This is a genomic window from Halomonas sp. GT, from assembly GCF_002082565.1.
In the GTDB taxonomy this organism is placed as follows: Bacteria; Pseudomonadota; Gammaproteobacteria; order Pseudomonadales; family Halomonadaceae; genus Vreelandella.
Genome location: NZ_CP020562.1, coordinates 593,966 through 611,228 on the forward strand (window position 1 = coordinate 593,966; position 17,263 = coordinate 611,228).

The following is a 17,263-nucleotide window of genomic DNA, read 5'->3' on the forward strand; positions in this document are numbered from 1 at the left end:
GAAAAGATGAATAAAAAACGTCACGGATACGTTATAAAAGCGCTTCTACCTCAGCCGCATTGCAGTTTGGGTGCGCACAAGTGGGTAGTTGCGCAACCGCATTGATTAGCGAGCGCGTTGTCGGGTGACGGGGTGTGCGCCATAGCGCTTCCGTTGGGCGGTCTTCAACTATCTTGCCGTCATCCATGACCAGCGTGCGTTGGCACAGTTTGGTGACCACCAATAAATCATGGGACACCATCAGCAGTCCGGTGCCACTTTCATCACAAAGCTGCTTGAGCACGCTAATCACCTGCGCGCGAACCGGTAGATCCAGGCCGCTAAGTGGCTCATCGGCCAATAAAAAGCGCGGGCGTGTGGCTATCGCGCGAGCAATGGCGACCCGTTGGGCTTGGCCGCCGGAGAGTTCATGAGGCAGGCGCTCCAAAAACTGGGTATCCAAGCCGACTTGCTCCAATGCTTCTCGGGCGCGTTCTCCAGGGTCGCAATCAACGTTTAGGCGTATCAATGGCTCGGCCACTAGTGCACGAACATTCATACGAGGGTCAAGGGAGGCACCGGGGTCTTGGGGAATATACTGAACAGCCCGACGGTACCATCTAAGCTTGGCCGTGGAGGCGGGACGTACCGTTTTATGCAGACAAGTAATCGAACCAGTATCGGGCGCGTCAATCGCTAACAGCGAGCGTAGTAATGTCGTTTTCCCCGACCCTGACAAGCCGACTAGTCCGACACGTTCACCCGGATAAAGCCTCAGGTTGATGTTATTCATGACTTGTTTGCGTTCACCCGCCCGCCAAAAAACAGTGCGGGGTAACGAGACGCTTTTATAGAGCCCGTTTGCTGAGAGGAAGGCTTCCTGGCACTTGAAAAGTGGATGGCTCTGCATTTAGGCACTCTTCAAATAGTCAGTTGGGACTACTTCAGGCGGTTGCACATTATGCGACGCCGCTACTAGCGCTTGAGTGAAGGGGTGCTGCGGGGAGGTGATTAGGGTATCTAGCTCACCGCTTTCGATCATCGTGCCCCGTTCAATAATGACTGCCCGCTGGCATAGCTGTGCTGCCGCGTGTAGATCATGAGTAATGAATAGCAGCGCAGATGCTGAGCTGTCGGTATGTTGATGTAAGGCGCGCAGCACCTGGGCTTGAGTGACGACGTCCAACGCAGTCGTAGGTTCATCGGCAACCATTAGCGACGTTTTACAAGCCATTGCTAACGCAATGCATACCCGCTGACGCTGTCCACCAGAAAGCTCTGCTGGGGTACGCTTGATTAACCGTTGAGGGTCTGGAAGGTCCAGTGACGCGAGTAGTGCCACTGTGGCGTCATTCGCGGCAGAGCGCGATAGGCCATGGTGGCGCAAAAAGGGTTCTCGCAGCTGGGAGCCGATAGAAACTAAGGGATTAAGTGCCGAGAGCGAATCCTGAAACACCATCGACACCCGTGAGTTTTTCGGCCGCTGTGTCGCTGGTGTCGCAATCGCTTCTTGGCCTTGAATCCGTATACTTCCCTGAGCTTGAGCATTGGGGGGCAGCATACCGAGCACTGCTTTAGCTGTGAACGATTTGCCTGAGCCGGAAGCGCCCAAGAGGCAAACACGCTCGCCAGGCAGGACATCAAACGAGAGACCATCGACAACCTGTAGCTGGCCGATTTTGATGCGCAGATCACGCACGGATAACACTGGGTCGCTGCACATTGACACCATCGTTTGCTATACCGCTCAATAAGATATTTTAGTTATGATATAACATTGGATGAATGAGCATCAATCTATGCGTTAATGCTGCGTCTAAAAAGCGTGTTTCAGTGGTTAAAACAACTAGTCAAAACAGCTAGTCAAAACAGCTAGTCTAAAAGTGGTCGAAATGAAGTTAAGAGTCGTCCATAAAAAAGCGCTGAGCTAATCAGCGCTTTTTCTCTTAAGGGACAGTAAAACAATAACTTACTTGGTAGCAGTAGATAGTGTTTGGGTCTGCCCCTCTTGGCCTGCATCAAAGGCATCAGCATGCTCATCAACCGCAAAGGTCGCGCGGCTTAAGCGGCGCACACGCTTCATAAACAGTGCGATACATACCAGCGTTCCCAGCGCCGCGACGATACAGCTTGTTTGGAGTGGCAAACCAAAGCCAATCGGTGCGTAGGCTAAATAGGTAAAGGTAGCCATGGTCATAAAGACAGCTGGGATTGAGGTGATCAGATAAGGTTTACGTGATAGCACTAGGTACATGGTGCCGACCCACAGTGCAATGACTGCCGTGGTTTGGTTGGCCCAGGAGAAGTAGCGCCATAGCAGGGTAAAGTCCATGTGGGTAAGCGCGTAAGAAGCAACAAACAGTGGCAGGGCGATCAAAATACGCTTAATAATCGGCTTCTGCTCAACCTTGAGATAGTCAGCAATAATCATTCGTGCACTGCGGAAGGCGGTATCGCCTGAGGTAATCGGCAGCACAATAACCCCCAGCACTGCCAGCGTGCCGCCAACAGCGCCAAGCATGCTAATAGATACTTCGCTGACCACTGCTGCGGGGCCACCGGCGGCCAACACAGCGGACAGCGACTGTTCACCCTGGAATAAACTCATGGCGGCGGCGGCCCAGATCATCGCAATCACGCCTTCGGCAATCATCATGCCGTAAAAGATTTTACGGCCATTGGTTTCGTTTTGCGTCGTACGCGAAATGATGGGGGTTTGTGTGGCATGGAAGCCTGAAAGAGCACCGCAGGAGATCGTTAAGAACAGCAGTGGGAAAATGGGCGCTCCTTCCGGATGCATATTCTGGAAAGAGAGTTCTGGAATCGGTGCGCCGGTAACAACCAAACCAATACCGATGCCTGCGGCACTGAATAGCAGCAAAGCGCCGAAGTAGGGGTAGATACGCCCAATGACTTTATCAATCGGTAGCAGAGTAGCAACCAGATAGTAGGCAAAAATCGCCAGAATAATGAGCGTTAAAGAGAGTGATGTCATATTAGAAAGCAGCGCTGCGGGCGAGGTTACAAAGACCGTGCCCACCAGTAATAACAGCAAAATAGCAAAGCCGTTAACCACATGCTTCATGGTTTTACCGAGAAATTTACCCGCCAACTGAGGCAAATGAGCCCCGTGATTGCGAATCGAGATCATACCGGTGAGGTAATCATGTACGGCACCTGCAAAGATGCAGCCAACCACAATCCATATGAAGGCCACCGGGCCATAAAGCGCCCCTAAAATGGGGCCAAAAATTGGGCCGACACCGGCAATGTTAAGCAATTGAATAAGTGAGTTGCGCGTGGTGTTCATCGGCACATAGTCAATATTGTCACGCATACTAAACGCCGGTGTTTGACGCTTGCGGTCAGTAACAAACACGCGCTCAACGAACTTGCCGTAGGTGAAGTAGCCCACGACTAGAAGCAGTATCGATACAATGAAGGTGATCATTTAGGGCACTCAGTCTCAGGGGAATTAAGATGGTCGTGCATGCTAGTGAATTACTTGTTAGCACGCTTATTTGGCCGGGCTGAATGTACCGACTCATCAGGATAATCGCTTTAAGACTTTAGTGGCCTATGGTGCTAGCGAGAGCAATCATCAACATAAAAAAGGGCAGCGCTGTGCTGCCCGATATATCGCTGTAGTAATGGGTTTTAAACGTTACGATTCAACGACGCCGCAGGCCATGCGCGCACCGCCGCCGCCTAAGTGGGGATCATCTGAATACGTATCGCCGCCGGCATGGATCATCAGGCTGCGCCCTGGCATATCTTCCATGCTCAAGCGCGGTGCCAACACGGGAAGGTTAGCTTCGCCATCTTCATTCACCGTGAGAACCGGTAGGTCACCCAGATGGCCATCGCCGTAGGGACCTTGGTGGGTGTCAGTCTCTTCGGGATCGTAATGACCACCTGCAGACAGCGCTGCTGTCATTTCGCCGCTATCGTTTTCAGCAGGCTCGCAGCTGGCATTTTTGTGGACATGAAAACCGTATACGCCGGGTTCTAGGTCAGTTAACGACGGCGTAAGCAATACGCCGTGCTCAGTATGCTCAATAGCGACAGTCCCAATAGACTGTTCAATTCCTTCAGCGCTGACCTTGTGCATTTCAACGTCGAGCGTCTCATTGGCCTGAGCGGTGGATGCCAGCAACAAACCCACGGCCATGCCTGTTAGCGGTAGTGAGTAACGCATAGTGCAATTCTCCTGTCCTTATCCATGGAAGCTCGTATGACGAGTTGCCATTTCAAAGTAGCTTCCTGGAAGCAACTCTGCCAATGGATTGGGTTGGGGTTATTCGCTTTCTTGATGCCGCTAGTAGCGGATGACATTGAACCGTTAAGCCGCGACAATAGCGCTGCTTCAAATCACCGCGATTTGTTATCTCAATTGCCGCTATCGGGGAGTGCCATGTTGCCATTGAACATCCTTTATCAGGATGAGCACCTTGTTGCAGTGCATAAGCCGTCTGGGTTACTAGTGCACCGCTCGGCGCTGGCGCGTGGAGAAACAGAATTTTTGCTTCAACGCCTGCGTGACCAAATTGGCAAACGAGTGTATCCGGTGCATCGGTTAGATAGACCCACCTCTGGCGTGATGGTGTTTGGTTTATCATCTGAAGCGGCAGCCGTGTTGAGTGAAGGCTTTAGCGAACGGCAGGTGGAAAAACGCTATCTGGCGGTAGTGAGGGGCAAGGCGCCGGAGCAAGAGCGCCTGGATTACCCTCTACGGGAAGAAGATGGCACGCGCCCCAAAGCCGAGATGCCTGCTATGCCCGCGATGACCGATATTCGACGCCTGGATAGCGTTGAACTGCCTGTACAGGTAGACCGCTATCCAGTGGCGCGCTATTCGCTAGTGGAAGCGCGGCCTATGACCGGGCGGCGACATCAGATCCGTCGCCATCTTTCTCGGCGTGGTTATCCAATTATTGGAGATGCCAAACACGGCAAAAGTGTCCACAACCGCTTTTTCGCGGATCAGTTGAATGCTCCCCGTTTGCTGTTGGCTGCCACCTATTTGGCATTTGATCACCCCTTAATCGATAAGCGCATCCAACTAAGCTGTGCGCTCGATGCGACCATGAGAAGTTTGTTTGAGCAGTTCGGCTGGGCTGGACATCTGCCGCTAGATAGCGTGCGCACCCCAGCCATATCAACGCCCGCAGCACTTCAGCGGTAGTCGTGACGAATCGACCCGTGCTGTCAAATAGCATGTTGTAAAATAGAGAGCCTGTAATGTCTTCGGATTATGACTTTCGCTTTGGCGGCATTCGCCGCTTGTATGGCCAACGTGCTGCCACGGCATTTTGCCATGCCCATGTTGTGGTAGTGGGTGTGGGAGGCGTGGGCAGTTGGACGGTAGAAGCGCTGGCGCGCTCTGGCATTGGCAAGCTGACGCTGATTGATTTGGATGACGTCTGTGTGTCTAACGTCAATCGTCAGCTCCATGCGTTAGACGACACGATTGGCCAGCCAAAGGTGGACGTGTTGGCCGAGCGTTGTCGCTTGATTGCCCCGGAGATAAACGTCGTAGCCGACAGTGCTTTTGTGACGCCCACTAACCTTGCCGAGCGTATCCCCGAGGATGCCGATCATGTGGTGGACGCCATTGACAGCGTCATCGCCAAGGCAGCGCTAATCGCTTGGTGCAAACGACGTAAACTACCGATTACCGTGACGGGAGCTGCAGGCGGTCAGACGGATCCAACCCGCATTCAGGTGGCAGATTTAACGCGCACTGAACACGATCCGCTACTTTCCAAGGTGCGCTCGCGGCTGCGCCGTGATTACGGTTTTTCGCGTAATCCTAAGCGGCGCTTTTCCGTTGAGTGTGTCTATTCTGATGAGCAGCTGGTGTACCCTGGCGCTGACGGCGAAGTTTGCCTGCAAAAGCCCGGCAACGGTGATGCTACCCGTTTAGACTGCGCCTCAGGCTTTGGCGCCGCCACCTTTGTCACTGGTACGTTTGGTTTTGTCGCTGCCTCAAAAGTGCTCGAACGGCTGGCTAAAAAAGCCGCTAAGCCCATGCCTTCAATGACCCATCAAGAGGAAAGTGAATGACTGCGCCTGTTCCCGGTATATATCGCCACTATAAAGGCAGCCTTTACGAAGTGCTGGGCACCGCTCAGCACAGTGAAACTGAAGAGGTGCTGGTAGTTTACCGTGCGCTTTATGGTGACTACGGCCTGTGGGTGCGCCCGCTGACAATGTTCACTGAAAGCGTTAACAAAGACAGCCAACCACAGCCGCGCTTTGCGTTAGAGAAAGTGTTTAATTAATCCGGCGTTCCCTAATAGCGATAACACTCAATAGCGTTCCGTTTCTCCCTTCGATATTTATGCGCCACCCGGGTCTTTTCTCTAAAAAAAGCCCCGGGTGTTTTTGTCGTGCGCTATTGCTTATATTCCAAAATAAGCTATGTTTATAACATTATTTTAATGCCATGTTATGCCTGCACTGCTGCTTAAAACGGCAGTGAGAAACGCTAGGAGAGATGCATGCATACACAATCGTTAGAGAAGGGCGTTGCTATTACTTCACAGCTCACGGTCGAGGAGCTTGAGCACGTAAAAGCTCAGGGCTTTAAAACGGTGATCTGTAACTGCAAGCCGGGTGAAAGCGCTGAGTTTTCTGGAGAGGATGCTTACCGCTTTAAAGCAGAAGAACTTGGGCTTCATTGGGTGCACATTCCTGTGACCCCCGGCGAGTATAGCCAAGCGGATGTCGCCACTTTTGCTAAGGCGCTGCAGCAGCTACCTCGGCCTATTTTGGCGTTTTGTCGGTCAGGTAAGCGTGCTACCCATCTTTGGGCTTACGCAAAGCGCCATACCGAAAAATGCGATCTGGCGGAACTATTTTCCGCTGCCAAAGCAGCCGGTTTTGATTTGGAAGAGCACCGCCAAGGGCTTGAAAACCAGACAGCGTAGGCGTGCGGTGTGATTTGCCTTAGTCAGTGCTATTACTAGAATGAGTACTCCCCATGAACATAGAGCGTTGGGTGCCTGTGGTTGGCTGGCTGCGGCGCTATAACCGGGCTTTGTTATTTAAAGATTCGCTGGCAGCCGTTATCGTCACGCTAATGCTGGTGCCCCAGGCGTTGGCCTATGCCTTACTGGCTGGGTTGCCGCCAGAGATGGGCCTGTATGCCAGTATGCTACCGCTGGTGCTTTACGCCATATTTGGTACCAGTGCCAGCTTGGCGGTAGGGCCGGTAGCCGTGGCAGCGTTAATGACGGCGTCGGCTTTAAGCAGCTTTGCTACTCCAGGCAGCCCTGAATATATTGGCGCTGCACTGGTGTTGGCGGCGCTTTCAGGATTGATATTGATTGCCATGGGCGTACTGCGGCTGGGCTTTTTGGTCAACTTTTTAAGCCATCCGGTTATTTCTGGGTTTATCACTGCGTCGGGAATCTTGATCGCCATTAGTCAGTTCAAGCATATTCTAGGCGTGGAGGCCACGGGACATAATGTTATTGAGCTGCTGGGCGCACTGTTCAGTCAGTGGCAGCAGGTCAATCTCATCACGCTGCTGATTGGTTTAGGGGTGTGGGGCTATCTGCTGATTTGCCGCAAGCGGTTACACACTTGGCTGATGGCGATAGGTATCTCGGCTAGCGCTTCTGGTTTGATGGTCAAAGCCGCACCTATTTCAGCGGTGATGGTGACTACACTGCTGGCCTGGCACTTTAACTTGGGGCAGTACGACGTGGATCTGGTCGGCTTTGTGCCTAGCGGCTTGCCTGCCATTACGCTGCCTAGCCTAGATCAGTCGCTATGGTTTGGCCTGTTGCCTGCCGCTTTATTGATCAGTTTAGTGGGCTTTGTAGAATCGGTATCCGTGGCGCAAACCCTGGCGGCTAAGCGTCGCCAGCGTATCGACCCTAATCAAGAACTCATCGCTCTTGGGATGGCCAATTTGGGCACTGGCGTCAGCGGCGGGTCGCCGGTGTCAGGTGGGTTTTCACGCTCGGTAGTGAACTTTGAAGCGGGCGCGGCAACACCGTTAGCCGGGGCATTTACCGCCTTGGGTATCGTGCTTGCAACGTTGTTGCTCACTGGTCTGCTGGCATTTCTGCCGACGGCGACCTTGGCCGCTACCATTATCGTCGCCGTGGGCACATTGATTGATCTGCCCGCAGTAAAGCACACTTGGCAATATTCCCGCAGCGACGGCGTGGCAATGGTGGCGACCTTGCTGCTCACCCTGCTGCACAGTGTCGAGGTCGGTATTATCAGCGGCGTTGTGCTTTCGTTAGGGCTACATCTTTACCGCACCAGCCAGCCCCACAGTGCCGTGGTGGGCCGGGTGCCGGGCACCGAGCACTTCCGCAACGTGAAGCGCCATGACGTTGAAACCGATGAGCACGTGGCCATGTTGCGCATTGATGAAAGCCTTTACTTTGCTAACGCTCGCTACTTAGAAGATACCGTGATGGCGCTGGCTGCTCGTTCGCCCTCGTTAAAGCATATTGTACTGACCTGCCAAGCGGTGAACGTGATTGATGCGTCCGCGCTTGAAAGCCTAGAAGCCATTAACGGACGGTTAAAAGATGCTGGCGCGATGCTTCATTTGGCAGAGGTGAAAGGCCCTGTGATGGATCGCTTAACAAACACAACGCTTTACCGCGAGCTAACAGGGCAGGTGTTTTTTACCACCTTTGAGGCTTGGCAGACGCTGGCTCTCCCCGCACAGAATGAAGAGCCGCAACCCTATACGCATTAATGGTCATCGTTGATTGGAGAAAACGACGTGAACGCGTTAGCTTAGCCCTAACGTATTGACGACACTCCAGGGAACGGCCATGACCTCGCTATCACCGCAGCAGACGCTGAAGGCAGTATTCGGATTTGATGATTTTCGTGGCGGTCAGCAGGCGGTGGTATCCAGAGTGTTGGATGGATGCTCTACCGCGGCGATTTTTGCCACCGGGGCGGGGAAGTCGCTCTGCTATCAGTTGCCTGCACTTCATCTTCCGCACCTGACGCTGGTGGTATCGCCGCTGCTGGCACTGATGCAGGATCAACTCGCTTTTCTGGCACGCCATGGTGTTTCAGCCGCGAGTATTGATTCCACCCAAGACCGCGCTACGACCCGTGATGTGATGGAACGCGCTAAAAGCGGTGAGCTGAAAATCCTTATGGTGTCGGTGGAGCGGCTTAAGAACGAGCGCTTTCGGCACTTTCTACGCCAGATTCAAATATCGCTGCTGGTGGTTGATGAAGCACACTGTCTCTCTGAGTGGGGACACAACTTCCGCCCCGATTACCTCAAACTACCCGAATATCAGCGCGACTTCGCTATTCCCCAGGTGCTGCTACTGACAGCCACGGCCACGCCCGCCGTTATCGCTGATATGCGCGGGAAGTTTGCTATTGCGCCAGAAAATGTTGTTACCACCGGCTTTTACCGCCCCAATTTGGAACTGCTGGTAGCGCCCGCGATGGAAAATCGTCAGCAACAGCTGATTGATTGGCTTATGCCGCAAATGCCGCTTGGCAACGAAGCGCCCACGATTATTTACGTTACCTTGCAGCAAACAGCCGAGCAGGTGGCAAGTGCACTTGCCACCCAGGGGATTGCTGCCCAGGCGTACCATGCGGGGCTGGATTCAGCCCGCCGCGACGAGATTCAGCGCCAGTTTATGAGCGGCAAATCGCCCTGCATTGTGGCTACCATTGCCTTCGGCATGGGGATTGATAAAGGCAATATCCGCAACGTTGTGCACTTTGATCTGCCTAAATCGATTGAGAATTACAGTCAGGAAATTGGTCGAGCAGGGCGCGATGGGCTGCCTTCCACCTGTTTAACCATTGCCGGACGCGATGGTCTACGGGTGCTGGAGAACTTCGTTTACGGGGACACGCCTGAGTACGCGGGTATTTTGCGCTTACTGGAAGAAATTTCATCAGCCGGTCAAGCGCCAGATCGCCAGTGGGAAGTGCTGCTCAATACGCTTTCTCGAGATACCAATATCCGCCTGCTGCCACTTAAAACGCTACTGGTGCGGCTGGAAATGCACGGCATTATTGCACCGCGCTTTGCGTTCTTAGCCGAGTATCGGTTGCGCTACCATATTGAGCCTACTGCCTTGGCGGGACGTTTTGAAGGAGAGCGGGCAGCCTTTGTATGTTTGTTGATTGACAATATTGCTATTGCTCGCACCTGGGGAACGGTAGATTTTGAGCGACTGCATCAGGCTGGGCAGGCACAGCAAATTGATGCTTCCCGTGCCCGCGTCATTACCGCGCTTGAATACTTCCAGGATAAAGGCTGGCTGACCCTGGAAGGTAAACGCATGACCGATGTGTATGAAATTTGTCAGCCGGAATTTTCGGTCGAGGCGGTAGCAAGCCAGTTGTTTAATGAGTGTCTACATCGAGAGCAAATCGAAATTGAACGGTTGCACTCCATGCTGGCACTGTTTGAGTCGGAAAGCTGCCTGACTCGGCGATTAGCTGAGCATTTTGGGGATACTACCTTCGATGGGCCACTTCATACCGAGCAGGGCCGCTGTGGTCACTGTTCGGTATGCTACGGCAACCCAGTTCGGTTGCCGGATGCGCCGCCGTTACCCACACTGTCTGATAATGATTTCATTCGCTATGCCTCACCGCTAATTGAACGCCATACAGAACAGTTCGGCCGGCCACCTAATGCCCATCGGTTGGCGCACTTCTTATGTGGTTTAACCATGCCAGTCTTTACCCCACTCAAAGCCCGCGGCCTTAACGGCTTTGCGGTCTTTGAGCAGCGTGCCTACCCTGAAGTGCGACATTGGGCAGAGGCAATGCTAGGCGGGTAAGTGTTTTGATAGCTGCTTTACTGATAGGTAGGGCCAATCGTTGACTACGCTTAAGTTCGTTCAAGGAAGCTAATCCAGGGAGTCGTAATGTTAAGCGGAAGTGGGGCAGTCGTCGTCATCACCGCAATAGCCGTCATAATGAGCGTGCTAGTACATTTTGAAGTGGCTATTCGGGTGAGCCGAAAGCTTGAGTATTGGTCGCTAACGTTGCGGCGGCGTTTTTTAGTACTGATATTCTCGTTATTTGGAGCGCATGTTACCGAAATTTGCCTGTTTGCTCTCGCGCTGATATGTCTTCAATACCTGCCAGAAACGGGTCAACTTTCGGGCAGCGAAGCGGTGACACTATGGGATTATGTTTATGTGTCGGCAACCAGTTATACCACCCTAGGTTTTGGCGACCTAACACCTGAGGGCGGTATACGTCTGTTACTAAGTGCCGAAGGATTGATCGGTTTTATGCTGATTACTTGGTCAGCATCGCTTACCTTCTTGCAAATGCAGCAGCACTGGGCTGTGGGGCCTGAGTAGTCAGTGGGGAGATGTGGCCTGTGAATTACTCCCAAGCAGGAAAAGGATCGGGGAGCTGCTTCCAGGCTTCCATGCCTTGTAGCAGTTCAGCTTCACTTAGCAAGCAGGCATCTAGCGCCTCGCGCATGTTGTCTTGATCTAAGTGTTGGCCGATAAACACCAACTCCTGGCGCATGTCGCCAAACGGCTCCTGCCACTTTTCCATAATGAACTGGCGAGTTTCAGGATCTTCCGGCCAGTTAGCTTCTGGGATAGCTTTCCAGAACACTCCCGCTGGGCCGTGATGAGCAATACCGCCTGCTTGGCTCCATTGGCCTGCGAAGCGTGGCCGAGTAGCAAGCCAGAAAAAGCCTTTCGAGCGTAGCAGCCCTTTACCAAACCACTCTTCATTGAGTAAATCGTGGAATTTCTGCGGGTGGAAAGGGCGGCGAGCATGATAGGCAAAGCTACCGATACCGTACTCTTCGGTTTCTGGCACATGCTCGCCACGCATCTCTTTTAGCCAACCAGGCGCTTGCTGGGCGCGCTCAAAATTGAACTTGCCAGTATCAAGCACCTTCTCTAGCGGCACGCCACCTTGAGTGATGGGCACCAGCTCTGCATCAGGGTTTAGTGAGCGTAGAATCGCCGTTAGCGCATCAAGCTCTTTTTTATTGATCAGATCCGTTTTACTGATCAGTAATACATCACAAAACTCGATCTGGTCGACCAGTAGGTCTGCGACGTTACGCTCGTCGTCTTCACCCAAGCTTTCGCCAGCTTCAGCGAGGCTCTGCGCTTCGCGGTACTGCTCAAGAAAGTTGGCTCCATCGACAACAGTGACGAGCGTATCAAGGCGTGCAACGTGGGAGAGGCTCTGGCCGCTTTCATCTTCAAAGGTGAAGGTTTCCGCAACGGGCAGCGGCTCGGAAATCCCTGTGGACTCAATCACCAGGTAATCAAATTTACCTTCTCTGGCCAGTTGGCTAACTTCGTCTAGCAAGTCTTCACGCAGCGTGCAGCAAATACAGCCGTTGCTCATTTCTACCAAACGCTCTTCAGAGCGGTTCAGTGCCACCTCGCCATCTAATGTTGATTCGCCAGGGCCGCCACGTACTAATGCACCGTCGATATTGACCTCGCTCATATCGTTGACAATCACCGCAACGCGACGACCTTCGCGGTTAGCCAAAATATGATTGAGTACGGTGGTTTTACCTGCACCTAGAAATCCTGAAAGCACGGTCACAGGTAGGGGAGAAAATACGGTCATTGTGAATGCACCTCTAACGAGTTTTATAAGCGAGTTTATGTTATGTGATAATATAACATTAATTCAGTGGTTAAAAAGGCCCGTTAGAAGATGGCATCCTATAATTTTTCGTTGCAAATGGTGATTAGCGCTTATATTGCGTCGGGCAGTAGCCGCGTAAAACATCCGAAGATCGCAAAGCCGTGTGTTTAGTCGCGCGACCTGTAACGCGTTTACGCCATAAACGAAACGAGGCTGGCTTAAGCTGGTGGCGCATCACCTCTATGACGTCTGGCTCGCCTAGGCCAAATAGAGAATTGATCGCTTCAAACGGCGTGCGGTCTTCCCAGGCCATTTCAATGACACGGGACTGCTCCTCTTCAGGTAAGCGACGAAAGCGTTTCACAGCTGCTTTAGGCATTGGGCACCTTACATGTTGATGAAGCGAGAAAGTAACGGGTTGTTGTTAATTATACCAGTGTTGGACATTGTTGATTCCAATGTACTGGTATTTTGAGGGGGTGTGCAGTTGTGAGAGCCGTTTACTTTATCGCTAAAAGCGCTCGAAAAAGGCCATTCATCAATACGGGTTCGTCGCGGCGGATAGTAAAGCCTGCCTGTTTAAGCAGTGGCGTTGCCTGACGGGTGATGTCGGTCGCGATCAATGAAGTGATGGCGTTCAGTGCTCGCCGACTTGGACCGGCAATGTGGGTGTCGGGTTGGAATTTATCCATAACACATAGCTGTCCGTCGCTTTTTAGTACTCGGTGCGCCTCGGCTAGTCCCTGTTCAGGGTTGGGCATCACCGCCAAAATGAGATGCATCACAACGACATCAAAATGCTCATCTGGATAGTCAAGTGCTGCAGCATCCATCACATGGCACTCCACGTCACGTTGCGCATGTTCCGCTCGTTCACGGGCGCGCGTCACCATCGCGGGGGTAAGGTCGGTTAAATGAATTTCTAATTCGCGTGGTAAATAAGGCAGGTCTAAGCCGGTGCCTGCACCGACCAGTAACACTCGCATCCCGGGTTCCCAGTCAACTTGGTTTAGCGCATTTCTTCGGGGTTGACGAAACGCTTTAGTCGCCACCAAATCATAGACTGGCGCGTAAATGCTATAACGCAAGCGGTTCCAGGCGGTGGTATTTACCATAGGGTCTCTACCTCGATACAGGACCTTTGCTCGACATAAGGTCTTTACCTCGAAAGGACTGCCGCGCGCTCAATGAATCGCGTTTAACGTTTGTGAAGGGCTTTCTCCAAACTGTTGTTTGTAGTCATGAGCAAATTGCCCCAAATGCCAAAAGCCCCAATAGGTGGCAATTTCAGTCACTGTTTGGTGAGGCTCGGCACTGCGCAGGGCGCGGCGCACTCGGTTAAGCCGCGTTAAACGTAAAAACTGCAGCGGGCTAATACCTAGGATAGTCGTAAAACTGTATTGCAGCGTACGTCTGCTGACATGAGTTAGCTCGCATAGTGTCTCCATCGTCACTGGACCTTCCAGGTGTTCATCAACATAGCGCTTCACCCGGTCAACCACTGCTTTTCGATGAGGATAGCTGGGAGGCAATTCATGGCTTGCTTGGTTGGCTTTTAATACTTCCATTAGGCCTGTTAGCAAAATATCTTGATGAACGTTTTCAGCAATGGGGCCTTGTTGATTTGAGAGTAAGCGTTCAAGCAAAAACGACACAGCATGAAGGGTTTCAGGTGCTACCCGACGGCGGGGTGAAGCATGCCACTCATTATCAAGTATCACCCCCTGTCGCTGGGCGGCAGCCTGTAATAACGGCATACGTATCACCAGCCCATAAATATCAAATGCCTCGGGCGTTACCAGCTCAAAATCGTGACCGCCGGGGTGGCACATCACCTCATGTTTTTCCAACGCCTGCCCATTAATTCGTGACCCTGGTGCTTGAGTGGGGATGCCCAGCCAGAGAGAGTCAGCCCACACCCGGCAGTCTTGTCGCAGCGCTTGCCCTGTATGTTCTTTAAACACCTGCATAGCGGGTAATTCAATTTCATCTAGTCGCCCATAAAATCGGCCAGGACTTAGTTGGTCGTATTGCTGCTGCCAGCGGGTCAGGTTTTGGGCATGTTCGTCGGCATCAAACGCCTCCTGTATGCACTTTTTTGGTGCATGGTCTTGACTTGTCAGCGTCATGAGAAACTCCTGTGAACGTGATTAAAGCGCTATCACGTTGCTTGCTTGTTTCTAATTTATTGTATTTGTTTGAATTTTTATCAGTATGACAGGTTTGCCAAAACTCGATACTCCCCATTAAGTGATAGCGCTATTGTGGAAACAAGCAAATTCTGTTCCTCAACGTGCATTCGGCGCCATTGTTTTAGCAATAGACGTTCTAGGAATAGACGTTTTGGAAATAGCCGCTTTTAAATATAAAAAAGGAAGGTCCCATGGCGCAGACCTATCACACAACTGTCGGAAGCCGCCGCTATCGCTTTAATGGCTTGGCGGAATTAATGGCCAAGGCCACGCCACCACGCTCCGGTGACCGCTTGGCAGGTGTCATTGCAGAATCAGCAGAAGAGCGGGTAGTGGCGCAAATGGTGCTCGCAGAGCTCCCGCTTACCACGTTTTTGAATGATGTACTTATCCCTTATGAGCAAGACGAAATTACTCGTTTAATCATCGATGAGCACGATGCCGCTGCATTTGCGCCGCTGAAGCATTTAACCGTGGGGGACTTCCGTAACTGGCTGCTGTCCGACTATGCCACCAGCGATATTTTAGCCGCGGCTCGCCCTGGCATTACCCCTGAAATGGCCGCCGCTGTTAGCAAGTTGATGCGCAATCAAGATTTGATGCTAGTCGCCAAGAAGTGCCATGTGACGACTGCATTTCGCAATACTATTGGTTTGCCGGGGCGGTTATCCACGCGTTTGCAGCCCAACCATCCTACTGATGACGTGACCGGGATTGCCGCCAGTATTCTGGATGGCTTGCTGTATGGCAGTGGCGATGCGGTCATTGGGATCAATCCTGCTACTGATAATGTCGCCCAAAGCATCAAGCTAATGCGCCTGATGGACGATGTCATTCAGAAATATGAAATTCCCACCCAATCCTGCGTGCTCACCCATGTTACCAATACGCTTGAAGCGATTGAGCAGGGCGCGCCGGTAGATCTCGTTTTTCAATCCATTGGCGGTACCGAAGCCACCAACCGCAGCTTTGGCTTTGATTTGAGTACGCTGGCGGAGGCTGAGGCGGCCGCTCTGACCCTGAACCGCGGTACGGTTGGGCGCAACGTGATGTATTTCGAAACTGGGCAAGGCAGCTCGCTTTCCGCTGACGCTCATCATGGTTTAGACCAACAAACCTGTGAAGCCCGTGCTTATGCGGTAGCGCGCAAGTTTAATCCGCTGCTGGTGAATACGGTGGTGGGATTTATCGGCCCCGAGTACCTGTACGACGGCAAAGAAATCACCCGAGCGGGGCTGGAAGACCACTTTTGCGGCAAGTTGCTAGGCGTACCCATGGGCTGTGATGTTTGCTACACCAATCACGCTGAAGCCGATCAAAATGATATGGACAACCTGCTAACGCTATTAGGCGTGGCGGGCTGTAGCTTTGTGATGGGTATCCCCGGTTCTGACGACATAATGCTCAACTATCAAACCACCTCTTTTCACGATGCGCTGTATGCGCGGCGGGTGCTTGGGTTGAAGGCCGCCCCTGAGTTCGAGCAGTGGCTGGCGAAGATGCAAATCTTCCAAGATGTTTCTTCCTATCGGCTCAACGATCAATTACCGGCCGCTTTCGCTAATAGCCTGCGCCACCTGCCAAAGGAGGATGCTCGCGATGTCTGATAATGAATCTAAAAAAGCCCCATCGATTGTGATTGCTAACCCATGGGAGCGGCTGAGGGCATTTACCGATGCTCGCATTGGGCTTGGACGAGCGGGCATTAGTCTGCCCACGCATCAGCTATTGGCGTTTCAACTGGCTCATGCCCAAGCCCAGGATGCCGTTCACTGCCTTCTTGAGTGCGACGCGCTGGCCGATGAGTTAACGACAGCGCTGAGCCTGAACCAGCCACCTATTCATGTGCATAGCCACGCAGTGGACAGGGCCATGTATCTGCAGCGTCCGGATTATGGCCGTCGTCTTGACGACGCTTCGCGAGAGCAACTGCAACAAGCGGCGCAAAGTGGCCAGCGCTTTGATTTAGCGGTGGTGATTGTTGATGGACTTTCCTCACTGGCAGTACAGCAGAACAGTGCGCCGTTTCTTACTGCGCTGTATCGCGCCTTTGAGAGTGATCAGCGGGAATGGCAGCTCGCGCCATTAACCATCGTAGAGCAGGGGCGTGTGGCGATTGGTGATGAGGTTGGCGCGCTGCTTAATGCCGATGCCGTGTTGGTGATGATTGGTGAACGTCCAGGCTTAAGCTCCCCCGATAGCCTCGGGCTGTATATGACCTGGGAGCCAGAAGTGGGCTTAAAGGATGACCGCCGAAACTGCATTTCGAACGTTCGCCCAGCAGGGCTCAAGCCGGAAGAGGCCGCACGGCGGCTGCTGTTGTTATTAACCGAAGCCCGTCAGCGGCAACTGTCTGGCGTGCAATTGAAAGATCGTAGCGAGGAAAGTGTATTAGAAGGTGCAACAGGGGGGACAACTCAAAACTTTCTGGTGGCCGATTAACGGGGGCTTGCGTACTAAGCGAAACCCATTAACAACCC

At 52.6% G+C, this 17,263-nt stretch carries 17 protein-coding genes; 9 read left to right on the plus strand and 8 right to left on the minus strand.

Annotation, left to right across the window (positions count from 1 at the left end; all coding sequences use genetic code 11):
• Positions 1-31: 31 nt before the first annotated feature.
• The 4 genes from B6A39_RS02810 to sodC all read right to left on the minus strand — a co-directional run bounded on the left by B6A39_RS02810 (position 32) and on the right by sodC (position 4,177).
• On the minus strand, positions 32-889 hold the full coding sequence (locus B6A39_RS02810; protein ID WP_083001123.1) for an ABC transporter ATP-binding protein: 858 nt from the start codon (positions 887-889) through the stop codon (positions 32-34).
• Positions 890-1,702 (minus strand): ABC transporter ATP-binding protein, encoded by an 813-nt coding sequence (locus B6A39_RS02815; RefSeq protein ID WP_083001125.1) that lies wholly within the window; start codon positions 1,700-1,702, stop codon positions 890-892.
• A gap of 246 nt (positions 1,703-1,948) precedes the next feature.
• Positions 1,949-3,430, minus strand: a complete 1,482-nt coding sequence (locus B6A39_RS02820; protein ID WP_038481311.1) for a carbon starvation CstA family protein — start codon at positions 3,428-3,430, stop codon at positions 1,949-1,951.
• A 213-nt stretch (positions 3,431-3,643) separates the two neighbouring features.
• Complete coding sequence (gene sodC / locus B6A39_RS02825; protein WP_083001127.1) at positions 3,644-4,177, minus strand: superoxide dismutase family protein; 534 nt, start codon at positions 4,175-4,177, stop codon at positions 3,644-3,646.
• A 216-nt stretch (positions 4,178-4,393) separates the two neighbouring features.
• On the opposite strand from sodC, the gene B6A39_RS02830 reads away from it, so the two are divergent.
• The 7 genes from B6A39_RS02830 to B6A39_RS02860 all read left to right on the plus strand — a co-directional run bounded on the left by B6A39_RS02830 (position 4,394) and on the right by B6A39_RS02860 (position 11,318).
• Positions 4,394-5,164, plus strand: coding sequence for a pseudouridine synthase (locus B6A39_RS02830; RefSeq protein WP_083007836.1), 771 nt, complete (start codon positions 4,394-4,396; stop codon positions 5,162-5,164).
• A 56-nt stretch (positions 5,165-5,220) separates the two neighbouring features.
• Positions 5,221-6,045 (plus strand): tRNA cyclic N6-threonylcarbamoyladenosine(37) synthase TcdA, encoded by an 825-nt coding sequence (gene tcdA, locus B6A39_RS02835; protein WP_083001129.1) that lies wholly within the window; start codon positions 5,221-5,223, stop codon positions 6,043-6,045.
• Positions 6,042-6,263 (plus strand): DUF1653 domain-containing protein, encoded by a 222-nt coding sequence (locus B6A39_RS02840; protein ID WP_009724224.1) that lies wholly within the window; start codon positions 6,042-6,044, stop codon positions 6,261-6,263. The genes tcdA and B6A39_RS02840 overlap by 4 nt, the downstream gene beginning before the upstream one ends.
• A 219-nt stretch (positions 6,264-6,482) precedes the next feature.
• Positions 6,483-6,911 (plus strand): TIGR01244 family sulfur transferase, encoded by a 429-nt coding sequence (locus B6A39_RS02845; RefSeq protein WP_083001131.1) that lies wholly within the window; start codon positions 6,483-6,485, stop codon positions 6,909-6,911.
• Positions 6,912-6,964: 53 nt separating this feature from the next.
• Complete coding sequence (locus B6A39_RS02850) at positions 6,965-8,707, plus strand: SulP family inorganic anion transporter (RefSeq protein WP_083001133.1); 1,743 nt, start codon at positions 6,965-6,967, stop codon at positions 8,705-8,707.
• 79 nt (positions 8,708-8,786) lie between these two features.
• A complete protein-coding gene (locus tag B6A39_RS02855) occupies positions 8,787-10,787 on the plus strand; it encodes a RecQ family ATP-dependent DNA helicase (RefSeq protein WP_083001135.1) in 2,001 nt (666 codons plus the stop codon).
• 87 nt (positions 10,788-10,874) lie between these two features.
• Positions 10,875-11,318 (plus strand): ion channel, encoded by a 444-nt coding sequence (locus B6A39_RS02860; protein WP_083001137.1) that lies wholly within the window; start codon positions 10,875-10,877, stop codon positions 11,316-11,318.
• A 25-nt stretch (positions 11,319-11,343) separates the two neighbouring features.
• On the opposite strand, the gene zigA is transcribed toward B6A39_RS02860, so the two are convergent.
• From zigA to B6A39_RS02880, 4 genes are all read right to left on the minus strand, one after another.
• The gene (gene zigA / locus B6A39_RS02865; protein ID WP_083001140.1) at positions 11,344-12,570 is read right to left on the minus strand and encodes a zinc metallochaperone GTPase ZigA; all 1,227 of its coding nucleotides are present in this window, start codon (positions 12,568-12,570) and stop codon (positions 11,344-11,346) included.
• Between the two features lie 124 nt (positions 12,571-12,694).
• Entirely contained in the window at positions 12,695-12,970 is a 276-nt protein-coding gene (locus tag B6A39_RS02870; protein ID WP_083001143.1) for a TIGR03643 family protein, read from the minus strand.
• Positions 12,971-13,091: 121 nt separating this feature from the next.
• A complete protein-coding gene (locus B6A39_RS02875; protein ID WP_083001145.1) occupies positions 13,092-13,706 on the minus strand; it encodes a class I SAM-dependent methyltransferase in 615 nt (204 codons plus the stop codon).
• Positions 13,707-13,775: 69 nt separating this feature from the next.
• Positions 13,776-14,720 (minus strand): helix-turn-helix domain-containing protein, encoded by a 945-nt coding sequence (locus B6A39_RS02880; RefSeq protein WP_083001147.1) that lies wholly within the window; start codon positions 14,718-14,720, stop codon positions 13,776-13,778.
• A gap of 254 nt (positions 14,721-14,974) precedes the next feature.
• Between B6A39_RS02880 and B6A39_RS02885 the strand changes: the two genes are divergently transcribed.
• Positions 14,975-16,390, plus strand: a complete 1,416-nt coding sequence (locus tag B6A39_RS02885) for an ethanolamine ammonia-lyase subunit EutB (protein WP_083001149.1) — start codon at positions 14,975-14,977, stop codon at positions 16,388-16,390.
• The gene (gene eutC, locus B6A39_RS02890) at positions 16,383-17,225 is read left to right on the plus strand and encodes an ethanolamine ammonia-lyase subunit EutC (RefSeq protein WP_083001150.1); all 843 of its coding nucleotides are present in this window, start codon (positions 16,383-16,385) and stop codon (positions 17,223-17,225) included. Before B6A39_RS02885 ends, eutC begins: the two co-directional genes overlap by 8 nt.
• Positions 17,226-17,263 lie beyond the last annotated feature (38 nt).